Annotated in this window: 10 protein-coding genes; 5 read left to right on the top strand and 5 right to left on the bottom strand. The window is 63.8% G+C overall.

The genetic code is table 11. From position 1 onward, the window contains the following. Window positions 1-238 precede the first annotated feature (238 nt). Complete coding sequence (gene alaS, locus NYQ83_RS08670) at window positions 239-2,908, top strand: alanine--tRNA ligase (protein WP_261215147.1); 2,670 nt, start codon at window positions 239-241, stop codon at window positions 2,906-2,908. A 74-nt stretch (window positions 2,909-2,982) separates the two neighbouring features. Here alaS and NYQ83_RS08665 read toward each other — a convergent pair whose 3' ends face one another. From NYQ83_RS08665 to NYQ83_RS08655, 3 genes are all read right to left on the bottom strand, one after another. Then, complete coding sequence (locus NYQ83_RS08665; protein WP_261214127.1) at window positions 2,983-3,684, bottom strand: Crp/Fnr family transcriptional regulator; 702 nt, start codon at window positions 3,682-3,684, stop codon at window positions 2,983-2,985. 150 nt (window positions 3,685-3,834) lie between these two features. Then, on the bottom strand, window positions 3,835-5,100 hold the full coding sequence (locus tag NYQ83_RS08660; RefSeq protein WP_261214125.1) for an NnrS family protein: 1,266 nt from the start codon (window positions 5,098-5,100) through the stop codon (window positions 3,835-3,837). Window positions 5,101-5,226: 126 nt separating this feature from the next. Continuing rightward, window positions 5,227-6,036: an AraC family transcriptional regulator gene (locus tag NYQ83_RS08655; RefSeq protein WP_261214123.1), complete on the bottom strand. Its 810-nt coding sequence runs from the start codon at window positions 6,034-6,036 to the stop codon at window positions 5,227-5,229. A gap of 133 nt (window positions 6,037-6,169) precedes the next feature. Between NYQ83_RS08655 and NYQ83_RS08650 the strand changes: the two genes are divergently transcribed. Beyond that, window positions 6,170-7,414 (top strand): MFS transporter, encoded by a 1,245-nt coding sequence (locus NYQ83_RS08650; protein WP_261214121.1) that lies wholly within the window; start codon window positions 6,170-6,172, stop codon window positions 7,412-7,414. Window positions 7,415-7,481: 67 nt separating this feature from the next. On the opposite strand, the gene NYQ83_RS08645 is transcribed toward NYQ83_RS08650, so the two are convergent. Next, a complete protein-coding gene (locus NYQ83_RS08645) occupies window positions 7,482-8,696 on the bottom strand; it encodes an NADP-dependent isocitrate dehydrogenase (protein WP_261214119.1) in 1,215 nt (404 codons plus the stop codon). 477 nt (window positions 8,697-9,173) lie between these two features. Between NYQ83_RS08645 and NYQ83_RS08640 the strand changes: the two genes are divergently transcribed. Then, window positions 9,174-9,983, top strand: a complete 810-nt coding sequence (locus NYQ83_RS08640; RefSeq protein ID WP_261214117.1) for an RNA methyltransferase — start codon at window positions 9,174-9,176, stop codon at window positions 9,981-9,983. Window positions 9,984-9,988: 5 nt separating this feature from the next. Next, a complete protein-coding gene (gene murI / locus NYQ83_RS08635; RefSeq protein WP_261215145.1) occupies window positions 9,989-10,771 on the top strand; it encodes a glutamate racemase in 783 nt (260 codons plus the stop codon). Window positions 10,772-10,851: 80 nt separating this feature from the next. Here the strand turns inward: murI and NYQ83_RS08630 are convergent, their stop codons facing one another. Next, complete coding sequence (locus NYQ83_RS08630) at window positions 10,852-12,201, bottom strand: esterase-like activity of phytase family protein (RefSeq protein ID WP_261215144.1); 1,350 nt, start codon at window positions 12,199-12,201, stop codon at window positions 10,852-10,854. A gap of 352 nt (window positions 12,202-12,553) precedes the next feature. Between NYQ83_RS08630 and rpsD the strand changes: the two genes are divergently transcribed. Continuing rightward, window positions 12,554-13,174 (top strand): 30S ribosomal protein S4, encoded by a 621-nt coding sequence (gene rpsD / locus NYQ83_RS08625; RefSeq protein WP_092816678.1) that lies wholly within the window; start codon window positions 12,554-12,556, stop codon window positions 13,172-13,174. The last annotated feature ends 50 nt before the right edge of the window (window positions 13,175-13,224 follow it).

The following is a 13,224-nucleotide window of genomic DNA, read 5'->3' as shown; positions in this document are numbered from 1 at the left end:
ATTTGCGGCGGCTTGTCGGACTGACGCGTGAGTTGCACAGCTTGCGGTGTTGCGGTGTCGTTTGGCGCCGGGTCGAGCCATGTGGACAGTTCTCTGGCCCATCGCTAAAACCACCGCCTGCGGGCTTTCGGTGATCCGATGACGGTGGTGATCCGACGACAGCCCGGAAATTCCATTACTTCGGTGCCGGCCGTAGATGTTCGGTGGCCATGAGGTCCAACCACAGGTGTTTCGCCAGATGATCGGCGTCAACGAGATCCGCTCTGCGTTCCTCGACTATTTTTCCAAGCACGACCACGAGATCGTCGCTTCCGGCCCGCTCGTGCCCCGCAACGACCCGACCTTGATGTTCACCAATGCGGGCATGGTCCCGTTCAAGGACTTCTTCACGGGGCGGGCGAAGGCACCGTATCAGCGCGCAGTCACCTCGCAGAAATGCGTGCGGGCGGGCGGCAAGCACAACGATCTCGACAATGTCGGGTACACGGCGCGCCATCACACCTTTTTCGAGATGCTCGGGAATTTTTCCTTCGGGGATTATTTCAAGCAGCGCGCGATCGAGCTTGCCTGGAACCTCGTCACCAAGGAATTCGGGCTCGACCCGAAGCGGCTTCTCGTCACCGTCTATGCCGACGACGAAGAGGCGTTTTCGCTGTGGCGCAAGATTGCGGGTCTGCCTGAAGAAAAGGTCATCCGTATCGCGACCTCGGACAATTTCTGGCAGATGGGCGAGACGGGACCCTGCGGCCCCTGTTCGGAGATTTTCTACGATCACGGTGCCGAGATCCCCGGAGGGCCTCCGGGCTCGCCCGACGAGGATGGCGACCGCTTCATCGAAATCTGGAACCTCGTCTTCATGCAGTTCGAGCAGGTGGCGGGCGGAGAGCGCCACGAGCTGCCGCGGCCGTCGATCGATACGGGCATGGGGCTCGAGCGGATCGCGGCCGTTCTGCAGGGCGTGCACGACAATTACGATATCGACCTCTTCCGGCATCTGATCGAGGCCGTGGAAGGGGCGACGCGCGCCAAGGCGACGCTGGAGAACCGTGCGAGCCACCGCGTGATCGCCGATCATCTGCGGGCGACGAGCTTTTTGATCGCCGACGGTGTGCTGCCGTCGAACGATGGGCGGGGCTACGTGCTGCGTCGCATCATGCGGCGGGCGATGCGGCACGCGCATCTTCTCGGCGCCGAGGAGCCGGTGATCTATTCGCTGGTCCCGACGCTCATGCGCGAGATGGGGGGCGCCTATCCGGAGCTGATGCGCGCGGAGGCTCTCATCACCGAGACGATCCGTCTGGAGGAGAGCCGTTTTCAGCGTACGCTGTCGCGCGGGCTGAGCCTTCTCGATGACGCGGCGGGCTCGCTTCACAAAGGCGACATGCTCGACGGCGAGACCGCCTTCAAGCTCTATGACACGTATGGATTTCCGCTCGACCTGACGCAGGATGCGCTCAAGAACCGCGGCATCAGCGTCGATCTCGCGGGCTTCAACGATGCGATGGAGCGTCAGCGCGCCGAGGCCCGGGCAAGCTGGGCCGGATCCGGCGAGGCTGCGACCGAAGAAGTCTGGATGGCGCTCAAGGAAGAGCATGGCGCCACCGAATTCCTCGGCTACGGCACGGAAACGGCGGAGGCCGTCACCCTCGGTTTCGTCAAGGACGGTGAGCGCGTGTCGGAGCTTGGTGCCGGCGATGCGGGCGCGGTGGTGGTCAACCAGACGCCCTTTTATGGCGAATCAGGCGGCCAGGTCGGCGACACCGGCGTCATCCGCAGCGAGGCGGGCGGCGTCTTCCGCGTGGAGGATACGCAGAAGAAGGCGGACGGGCTTTTCGTGCATTTCGGGCGGATGGAGGAGGGCAAGCTCTCCCTCGGCGACAATGTCCGCATGATCATCGAAGGCAGGCGCCGCACGACGATCCGCGCCAACCACTCGGCGACGCATCTTCTGCACAAGGCGCTGCGTGACACGCTCGGTCCGCATGTGGCTCAGAAGGGGTCTCTCGTGGCTCCTGAAAGGCTGCGGTTCGATTTTTCGCATCCGAAACCGATGAGCGAGGAGGAGCTGCGGCTCGTCGAGGACCGGGCGAACGCCGTCATCTTGCAGGATGCGCCCGTGACGACGCGGCTGATGGATCGCGAAGCGGCGATTTCCGCGGGGGCCATGGCGCTCTTCGGCGAGAAATACGGCGATGAGGTACGGGTCGTCTCCATGGGCACGGAAGTGGGCGCTGATAACGGCGAGACGAAACCCTATTCGGTGGAGCTTTGCGGTGGCACTCATGTCGGCGCGACGGGCGAAATCGGCCTCGTGAAGGTGTTGAGCGAAGGGGCGGTTGCCGCGGGCGTGCGCCGCGTCGAGGCTCTGACGGGCGAGGCGGCACGCCGCTATCTCGCCGAGCAGGACAGGCGCGTGAAGGATCTCGCCGGTCGTCTCAAGGTACGCCCGGAAGAGCTTGTCGAGCGTGTCGACGGTCTCATGGAAGAGCGCAGGCGGCTCGAACGCGAGCTCGCGGAAGCGAAGAAGCAGCTGGCCATGGGCGGCGGCAAGGCGGGCGCCGAGCCCGTCAGAGAAATCGGCTCAATCAAGCTGATGGCGCGCCTCGTCGAAGGCGTCGCGCTCAAGGATCTGCGTGGCATCGTCGATGAGGGCAAGCAGGCCGTCGGATCCGGCGTCGTCGCCATCGTGGGTGTCAACGACGGCAAAGCGGGTCTCGCCGTCGGCGTCACGAGCGATCTGACGGACAAGTTCAACGCCATCGACCTGGTGCGGCTCGGGTCTGAAGCCCTGGGCGGCAAAGGCGGTGGCGGGCGCCCGGATATGGCGCAGGCTGGTGGTCCGGATGCCGGCCAGGCCGAAGCCGCACTCGCGGCGATCACCGCGCGGGTCGAAGAACTCGCGGCATAGGCCTGTTTTGTTAAAAGGGCGGGCGCGGCGCCGTTGAAGATCGCCGCCCCATCTTTCAGGCTGTTGCTTTCGGGCTATTTGTGACGGCGGTTTTCGGCGATTTGCCGAAGACCTTCCTGGTCGACGATCGCCACCTTCTGGCGCCCGCTCTTGACGAAACCAGCCTCTTCCCAGGCGCTGAGGAGCCGGCTGACCGTGTGAAGCGTGGTCCCGGTCATCTCCGCAATGTCCTGGCGGGTGATCGGGAAATCGATTTCCACCCCATCTTCGGTCGGGCGCCCGGCCTGTTCGGTGAGGCGCAGAAGCGCCTGCGCCACGCGCTGCTCGACCTGCTGGGTTGCCATTTCCACGACGCGGGCCTGCGTTTCCTGCAGGCGGGCGCCGACCGTGCGCGAGGCGTTGTCGGCAAAGGCCGGAAAACGCGCCGCAAAATCGGCCCAGAGATGGGTCGGCCAGGTCAGCACCACGCAATCGACGGCGGCCACGGCGCTGGCGGGATAGGATTTGCGGCCAATCGCCGGCGCGATGCCGAAGAGCTCTCCGTCGTTGATGTAGCGGGTGATCACCTGGTCGCCGCCGGGCGTGGTGCGGACCACGCGCACATGCCCGTTCAGGAGAAGGTGGAAGGAATGCGCCTCCGCCTCCTGCTCGAAGATCGTCGTCTCGCGGGGATAGCGGGCGGAGCGAGCCGTTTTGAGGATGACGTCGAGATCATCTGGCTGCAGCCCCGCGAAGAGCGGCAGATCCTGGATGAGCGACCGATCGAGAGCGGGCAAACAGGTCTCCCTCGCAAACCGCGGAACGCAGTGCCGATCTCCGTTCTAAACGGCTTGAGCGGCGGAGGAAAAGCGGTTCGCGAAGAAGTTCTGCCGTATCGGAAGACAATGCCAGGGCGGTCGAGGGCGGTGGCCGCTCGTTTGACGGCCTCACGGGGTCGCGTGTCGGCGTCGTCCCCACAGGATCGGTGCGTAGCGGAGCGCGAAGGCGAGAAAGGCGAGGCTCCAGACGACGCCGCCGAGCGTGATGAGTGCGGCATAGAGGCCGATCGCGAAGGTCGCGGCGATTCGGAGGACGGCGCCTAGGCTGACGGCTCCATAGAGCGCCCGCGTCCAGCGGTCCGCGTGGATCGCGCGGCCCGTATGGCCGAGGCTTGCGCGCGTCATGATGGCGAGCGTCATGGTGCCGATCGCACCGGCCGTCAGCGCATGAATGGCGGCGCTCTGCGTGATCAGCGTCGGTGCAATAATGGAGCCGCCGACGAGGACGAGCGAGATTGCGAGCCAGAGATAGCCGAGATGCAAGACAAGGACGATCGGTTCGCCGACGGTGGCGTGTCCGCGCCAGCGCGACAGGCGCAGACCGAGAAGGAGGCCTGCCGCGAGCCAGAGGATGCCGGTCACGGGGGCATAGGGGAAGACGACCCAGGCGGGGATGGCGGCGAGCGTTGCGAGAAGGGCGATCTTGTCGATCCGGCCGAAAGGCGCCGGCAGATTTTTGTCGCCACTCTTCACGAGCCAGTTGCGGGTGAAGCTCGGGGTTACGCGACCGCCGATGAGGGCGATGAGAAGTGCGATAAGGCCGAGAGCGAGACGCACGGCGTAGCCGGAGGAGATGAACCCTGCGGCCTCTGTATGGAAAAGCGCGTTGGCGAGCGCGAACACGGAAAGAATGACGGCGACCGGCATGTTCTTCCAGTTCTTGCCGGCAACGACTTCGCGGACGATGGCAAATGCGAGGGCTACGGGAAAGGCGAGATCGAGCGCAAACGCGAGTGCAGGCATGGCCACGAAGGCTGAGGCGATGCGCCCGAGAAGCCAAAGCGCAACGAGGCCGAGCAATGGTTTTCCGCTCAAAGGGAGGCGGCCCGTCCAGTTGGGGACGGCCGTTAGAATGAAGCCGGCGATGATGGCTCCGACATAGCCGAAGATCATCTCGTGCTCGTGCCACGAGAGCGCGTCGAACGGGCCCGTGGGGCTGCCGCCTGCAAAATACATCCACAGCCAGAACGGGATGGCGAGGCCAGCGAAGAGTGTGCCGGCGAAAAAGAAGGGCCGAAAACCGTAAGACAGGATGGGGGCCACGTCCAGGCTGCGGCCACGCGTGTCTTTGTTGCTGACGCCCTCCGCCCGCTCGCGCCGCGGAACGGAACGGTCGATGAGGGTGGCGTTAATCCTGTCGGTGATCGGGCACATGATCGTCTCTCGCTTGCTTGCGCCAAGACTAGCGGGAGCGGACAGAACGTCTTTGCGCTTCGGCAAATTGCGGAAGGGGAGGCCGGACCGGACAGGGAGCCCTCACGACGACCTCTCGCCCCCCTCTCAGTTCGTCGCGCCGAGGCTTCCTTCGGCGGGAGCCGCCTGACGCTCCAGATAGGTTCGGGGCGGCGTGCCGAGAACGCGCTTGAACATCGTCGTGAAGGCGGCCGGATTGTCATAGCCGAGATCGATCGCGACGGCCGTCACGGCCTCGCCGGCGGCCAACCGCGGCAAGGCCGCCATCAGACAGGCCTGCTGGCGCCAGGCGACGAAACTCAAGCTCGTCTCACGGCGAAAAAGGCGGGTGAAGCTCCGCCGCGACAGGCTGAGAGCTTCGCTCCATTCATCGATCGTGCTGTGCGGCGTCGGATGAAGCAGGAAGGCGCGGCAGAGCCGCAGCAAAGGATCGGTCTTGGGCAGCGGGAGCGACAGCGGCAAGGCCGGCAGGCGGTGCATTTCGTGTTCGACGAGCCGCATGAGCGCGGCGTCCCGCTCGTCGAGCTCGCCGTGCCGCGGCAGGGCCACCGCTTCGGCGAGCAGGTTGCGCATGAGGGGCGAGATGCCGACGACCTGACAGCGGGCCGGCATCGCTTCGGCGGCCTCGGGAAGGAGATAGAGGCTCTGGATCTTCACTCGACCCAGCATGTGAACCTCATGGACCACCTGAGGCGGGATCCACATGCCGCGCTCGGGCGGCATCACCCAGGCTCCATCGCGCGTGACCATCATCACGACGCCGGTCGAGCCGTAGAGGAGCTGGCCTCTGCGATGATTGTGCGGCGCGATGATCTGGCCGTCCCGATACTCGGTGCCGAGAGCGATCACGCGGCGCGGAATGTCATCTGCGAAAGGGAGAAGGGGAGGATTTTTCAAGATCGTGGCCCAGACTCGTAGGACAATGACCCTAATGCGGTGGCGGGCCGCCGTCGATGGGGCTTGCTAGGCGGTCTCCCCAAAAGCCGGCAGTCGCCGGCTGAAATCCGCACAGGCTCGAAAGGCCCCTTGAATGACCTCCGTCACTGCCTCCCGTTCCGGTTCCGGCGGTACCGCCTTTGCGGTGCTGGGCGCGGCGAGCTTCTGCCATCTTCTCAATGACATGATGCAGTCGCTGGTGATTGCGGCCTATCCGATCTTCAAGTCGGAGTTCGACTTGAGCTTTGCGCAGCTCGGCCTTTTGACGCTCACCTATCAGGCGACCGCGTCGATGCTGCAGCCGCTCGTCGGTCTCTATACCGATCGCCGGCCGCAGCCTTATTCGCTACCCGTGGGCATGAGTTCCACGTTGTGCGGGCTTCTCGCGCTCGCATTCGCGTCGAGCTATCCGGGCCTTCTCGTGGGCAGCGCGCTTCTCGGCATTGGCTCCTCGATCTTTCATCCGGAATCGTCGCGCCTGGCACGTCTCGCCTCCGGCGGTGCGCACGGGCTCGCACAGTCGATCTTCCAGGTTGGCGGCAATGCCGGCGCCTCGCTCGGTCCCATCGTCGTCGCGTTTTTCGTTCTGCCGCGCGGCCAGGAGAGCATCGCCTGGTTTGCGCTCGTGGCGCTATGCGGGATCATCGTGCTGACGCGGCTCGGCGGCTGGTACAAGCGTCATGTCGAGCGCCGACCGGTGGCGCGGCGGGCCAGTGGCGAAGAGAGCGGGCTCGGCCGTCGCGAGATCGCGCGTGCCCTGATGCTCCTCTTCGGTCTGATCCTCTCGAAATATTTCTACCTCGCGAGCTTCACGAGCTATTACGTCTTCTACCTGATGCACCGCTTCGGGCTGCCTCAGGGCGAGGCGCAGCTCTACCTGTTCGTGTTCCTCGCGTCTGTGGCGGCGGGCACGTTGATCGGCGGGCCTGTGGGCGACCGCATCGGGCGCAAGGCGGTGATCTGGACATCGATTGCCGGTGTTCTGCCCTTTACGCTCGTTCTGCCCTATGTCGGGCTTCCTGCCACCGCCGCCCTCAGCGTTTTGATCGGCCTCATTCTCTCGTCGGCCTTCTCCGCGATCGTGGTCTACGCGCAGGAATTGATGCCCGGGCGGGTCGGGATGGTCTCCGGCCTCTTCTTCGGCCTCGCCTTCGGGCTGGGCGGGATCGGGGCCGCGCTGGTGGGTGTTCTCGCCGATTGGACGAGCATTGAGTTCGTCTACAAGATCTGCGCCTTCCTGCCGGCGATGGGCTTTCTTGCTGCCTTCCTGCCGGATGCGGAGGGGGGCCGCCGGGCGCGTCGGCAAGCCCGCCTCTCGGCCAGCGAGTCCGAGCGCTGACGAGCCCCCAAAGAAAAAGGGCGGCTCGCCGCCGCCCTTCATTAATCGTGTCAGAAAGACTGGGCCGTCAGCCCATGGCCTTCTGCAAATTGGCGTCGATCTTGTCGAGGAAGCCGGTCGTCGAAAGCCACGGCTGGTCGGGGCCGACGAGCAGGGCAAGGTCCTTCGTCATGGCGCCCGATTCGATGGTGTTGACCACTGTCCGTTCGAGCGTGTCGGCGAAGTGCTTCAGTTCCTGGTTGTCGTCGAGCTTGGCGCGGTGTGCGAGACCGCGGCTCCAGGCGAAGATCGAAGCCGTCGAATTGGTCGAGGTCTCGCGGCCCTGCTGGTGCAGACGGAAGTGCCGGGTGACGGTGCCGTGCGCGGCCTCCGCTTCGACCGTGTTGCCATCCGGCGTCATCAGCACCGAGGTCATCAGGCCGAGGGAGCCGAAGCCCTGCGCGACGGTATCGGACTGCACGTCGCCGTCGTAGTTCTTGGCCGCCCAGACGAAGCCGCCCGACCATTTCAGCGCCGCCGCGACCATGTCGTCGATCAGCCGGTGCTCGTAGGTGATCTGGCGCGCCTCGTATTTCTCCTTGAACTCGGCTTCGTAGATCTCCTGGAAGAGATCCTTGAAACGACCGTCATAGGCCTTGAGGATCGTGTTCTTGGTCGAGAGATAGACTGAGTAGCCGCGCATCAGGCCGTAGTTGAGGGAGGCGCGGGCGAAGTCGCGGATCGATTCGTCGAGGTTGTACATGCCCATGGCGACACCGCCGTCGGGGAAATCGAACACTTCGTATTCCTTGGAATCCGAGCCATCCTTGGATTCCCAGCGCATCGTCAGCTTGCCGGCACCCGGGACGACGAAATCCGTCGCCTTGTACTGGTCGCCGAAAGCATGGCGGCCGATGACGATCGGCTTCGTCCAGCCGGGGACGAGCCGCGGCACGTTGGAGCAGATGATCGGCTCACGGAAGACGACACCGCCGAGAATGTTGCGAATCGTGCCGTTCGGGGAGCGCCACATCTTTTTGAGGCCAAATTCTTCGACGCGGGCCTCATCCGGCGTGATCGTGGCGCATTTGACGCCAACCCCGACCTTCTTGATCGCCTCGGCCGCATCCACCGTCACCTGATCCTCGGTGGCATCACGGTTCTCGATACCGAGATCGTAGTACTGGAGATCGAGGTCGAGATAGGGGTGGATGAGCTTTTCCTTGATGTAGTGCCAGATGATCCGTGTCATCTCGTCGCCGTCGAGTTCGACGACGGGGTTCTCCACCTTGATCTTCGCCATGGATTTTCCTGTCTGCGTTGCTCGGTGCTGTGCGAGGGGCCGGAGCGGCTTTTCCGCACATTCAGATCAACGGGCGTATAGCAAACGCCCTCCGCCGCGCAAACACGGCGAAGGGCGAGAAATCGATTCTCTCATGAGGCTCGTCGCGAGCCTGCCGCGTTCAGGTCATAGGAGACCCGCGAGCGAGAGGATGATGATGATGATGGCGACCAGGCCAACGAGGTAGACAATATTGCGCATGGCGGGTGGCTCCGTGGCTATTGAGGCTTATAAGCGCTGTTGCGTCGAAGGTGCCGCTCAGGCGAGGCCGAGCAGCGACAGAACCGCCACGACGATGACGATCAGACCAACGATATAGATAATGCTTCGCATCATGCCCTCTCTCAGTGTGCGTTCAATTCAGCTTTGCGGTGACAATTCCCGCTTTGCGACATGGTTCCGCGGATTTCTTGGCCCGCTGGGTCAAAGGAGGGGCGCGTGAGCGGCGAGAGCGGGGCAAAAACCGCTCAAGTCCCTGGGCCTGCAATCATCCTCGTCGAGCCGCAACTTGGCGAGAATATCGGCATGGTCGCCCGGGCAATGGCGAATTTCGGTCTGTCCGATCTGCGCCTCGTTGCGCCACGTGACGGCTGGCCGAACGAAAAGGCGCGCGCCGCGGCAAGCCGGGCCGATCATGTGATCGACGCGGTCAGGGTCTATGACAATGTCGCAGATGCGGTCGCAGAGCTTCGCTTCGTGCTCGCGACCACAGCCCGCACGCGCGAGATTCCCAAAGAGGTTCTGGGTCCGCGCGAGGCGGCGGCTGCCTTGCGCGAACACGAAAGCCTCGGTCAGGAGACCGGCCTCCTGTTCGGTCGCGAGCGCTGGGGGCTCGTCAACGAAGAGATCGCCTATGCCGACAAGATCGTGACGTTTCCCGTCAATCCGAGTTTCGCTTCCCTCAATCTGGCGCAATCCGTGCTTCTGATGAGCTACGAATGGCTGCAATCCGGCCTCGGCGAGGGCGAGCTTCCGACGCGGGCGGGGCTTCCGGAGCTCGATGAGATGCCGGCGCCGAAAGCGGAGCTGGTCGGTTTGATGGAGCATCTGGAGAGCGCGCTCGAGCCGACAGGCTATTATCGCACCGAAGAAAAGCGCCCTGTGATGGTCCGCAATCTGCGCGCCATGCTGCAGAGGCCAGGGTTCACGACCACCGAAATCCGTGCGTTGCGCGGCGTGGTGGCCGCGCTCGAGGGCCGTAAAACGAAGCGCGATATCGCGAGAGCGGCCGGCGAAGAGGATGAGTGACGAGAATGCATGACGCCGGCCCGGTGCTGGTGTTCGATTCCGGCCTCGGCGGACTTTCCGTCGTTCGGGCGATCAGCCAACAAATACCTCGCATCCGTCTCGTCTATGTGGCCGACGATGCAGCCTTTCCCTACGGGGATTGGGAAGACGACCAGCTGCGCACGCATATCGTCGAGCTGATGGGGCGCCTCATCGCCCAGTATCGCCCGACGGCGGTCGTCATTGCCTGCAATACGGCGTCGACGCTCGTTCTGCCGGCGCTGCGGGCCCGATACGACATTCCCTTCGTCGGTACGGTCCCGGCGATCAAGCCGGCCGCCGAACAAACCAAGACCGGGATCATCGCGGTGCTTGCAACGCCGGGCACGATGCGGCGCGATTATACGCGCGACCTCATCCGAAAATTCGCCTCGCTCGTTCATGTGCGGCTCGTCGGTGCGCCGTTGCTGGCGGCGTTCGCCGAAGCGCGGATGCGGGGCGAAGGGATCGACGAGCGGGCGCTCGCAGAGCAGATCGAACCATGCTTCGTGGAGCTCGAGGGACGGCGCACCGATATGGTCGTCCTCGCCTGCACGCATTATCCGTTCCTGGCCGATCTTTTCGATCGGCATGCGCCATGGGCGGTGTGTTTCATCGATCCGGCACCAGCCATTGCGCGTCGGCTGGCGAGTGTTCTGGAAGGCCGCCGGGTGGATGGCGGGCCGGGGAGTGCCGCATTTACGAGCGGCCGGCCGGTACCGGCGCCGGTATTGGATATCCTGCGGCAGTATCGATTGGCTCCAGCTTAAATCTGGGCGGCATTTTCGCCGGCACGCCCGCAGGGAGACGGACGCACCGGCGATGCCGATTGCTCGGCTTCAAAAGGTGATTACTCGGCTTTGAGGAAGTCGCCGACGTCCAGGAGCACGAATTCGTTGTCGTCGGCCTTGTTCAGGGATCGGCCCGCCGAGAAGGGCAGGTTGTTGTCGTTGCCGACGATGATATGCGTCGGGTCGACCACATCCACATTCTCGATCGTCACGAAAGGCATGTCGTAAAAGCCTTCGCCGCCGCCCTGCACTTTCTTGCCGTCGGTGTCGTCGATCTTGAGAAGGTCGATGTAGCCGATCTTGCGGACAGGCCCGCCTTCCATCTCGTCGGTCATCTCGATCTTGTAGATGCGCTTCAGCCTGGCCGGATTGGCGAAGCAGTCGGTTGCCGTCGACTTCGGATCGTCACAAGCCTCGTCGGCGGAGCCGGCGCCATTGTCGCGCTCGATGACGAGGCCGTGCGTGTCGTCGATCATGTTGAAGTCGCCGATCGCCTCGCCGCCCTCGGCAAGCGGATAGAGCCAGGAGCGGCCGGTCCATTCGCCCTTCGCCACATCGAATTCGATGATGCGCAATGCCGGATGGCCGTCGACCTTTTCGACTTCGCCGTCGACATAGATCGGGCCCTCCAGAAGGCCGTAGAGCTTCGACTTGTCGGGGGATGAGGCGAGACCTTCGTAACCGCCGGAGCGCTTCAGATTGAAGGCGGGCATTTCGGTCGTCGGATTGCCAGGCAGGCGCAGGAAGGGATTGTCCGGCGAGGTGACCGGCTTGTCGCCGATTTTCGTCTCGACGAGCGTTTCGAGTTCTCCGTCCGTGTTGAATTTGAGGAGATAGGGGCCGAACTCCTCGCCGATCCAGAAGCCGTCTTCGACCGGCTGGATCGATTCGACGTCGAAATCGGCACCGGTCAGATACCGGCTTTCCGAGCCTTCGTTGACGATCGGGAAGGGTGCCACCTCGTTCGGATCGGACAGGAAAACGGTGCCGAGCCGGTTCACCTTGTTCGCGTCCCAGTCGAACGACAGATGATGGATCATCAAGGCCGCATCGGCCGAATTGATCTTGGAGCCGAAACCGTTGTCGGAGAGTGACCAGAAGGTGCCGTCGTCCATCTTCTTGATACCGGAGAAGCCCTGGATCGGCTGGCCGTCGAACGGCATGTCGAGGCCGGTCGGTCGCGTGCCGTCCTTGCCCGCGATTTTTGTGTCGCCGGCGCGATGGAAATCGGAGGAGGTGAACTTTGCGGAGGTGGCGAGGCTCGCCGGAGCGTCCTTCGGCGGCTCGACGAAAGTGGCTGCCGGCAGCACGGCATGCGCTTCGAGCTTCGCCGGGAACGCCTTCTCCTGCGCGTTCGCGTGGCTCAGAAGAGCGGCGGAAGCGGTTGCCGCCAGAAGGAATGTGCGCATCATCAATGTGGCCTCTCATTTCGGGTGCGCCTGGGCGCGCCAGGCTCTTCCATGAAGACGGCTTTCGTTGCAGGCCGTTGACGGGCGGATGAAGCGACGATGAAGAGCCCAGGAAGGCTTGCCGCCGCGGTTGGTGTTTGACAGCAGGCGATAAAACCCATAAGTGAGCCGCGGCCCGGCGCTTTCAGCGCGCGGGGCCCGCACCCGTGGGGTCACTTCCGCCAACTTTTGTTCGGATCGGAATTTCGGCGAGCGCTTCGCCGAGCCCCTGTCAGTCGTTTGTCCGCATGTGCGGCACGGGCGGCAGAGGAGGGCGCGTTTCGAAACGCGAAACGGTAAGGATATCAGCGTTATGAGCAAGCGCCAGAGCGCCAAGTACAAACTTGATCGCCGCATGGGCGAAAATATCTGGGGTCGCCCGAAGAGCCCGGTCAACAAGCGTGAATACGGCCCGGGCCAGCACGGTCAGCGCCGCAAGTCGAAGCTTTCGGACTTCGGTGTGCAGCTGCGCGCCAAGCAGAAGCTGAAGGGCTATTACGGCGAGATCCGTGAAAAGCAGTTCCGCAAGATTTACGACGAGGCCGCGCGCCTGAAGGGCGACACCTCGGAGAAGCTGATCGGCCTGCTGGAGAGCCGTCTCGATGCGATCGTCTACCGCGCGAAGTTCGTGGCGACGGTCTTTGCGGCACGGCAGTTCGTCAATCACGGTCATGTCCGCGTCAACGGCCAGAAGGTCAACATCCCGAGCTATCGCTGCAAGCCTGGCGACGTGATCGAAGTGCGTGAGCGCTCCAAGCAGATCGCCGTCGTGCTCGAGGCGACCGATCTCGCCGAGCGTGACGTGCCGGATTACATCGATGCCGATCATAACAAGATGACGGCCACCTTCACCCGCGTGCCGGCCTTCTCCGAAGTGCCGTATCCGGTGACGATGGAGCCGAACCTCGTGGTCGAGTTCTATTCGCGCCAGTAAACGGTTGCGATCACAAAGCTTTTCAAGGGCCGCCTTTGGGCGGCCCTTTT

Source organism: Afifella sp. JA880 (genome assembly GCF_025379905.1).
GTDB lineage: Bacteria > Pseudomonadota > Alphaproteobacteria > Rhizobiales > Afifellaceae > Afifella > Afifella aestuarii.
Note: the sequence above shows the minus strand (reverse complement) of the source record. Positions and strands in the feature narration are given on the sequence as shown.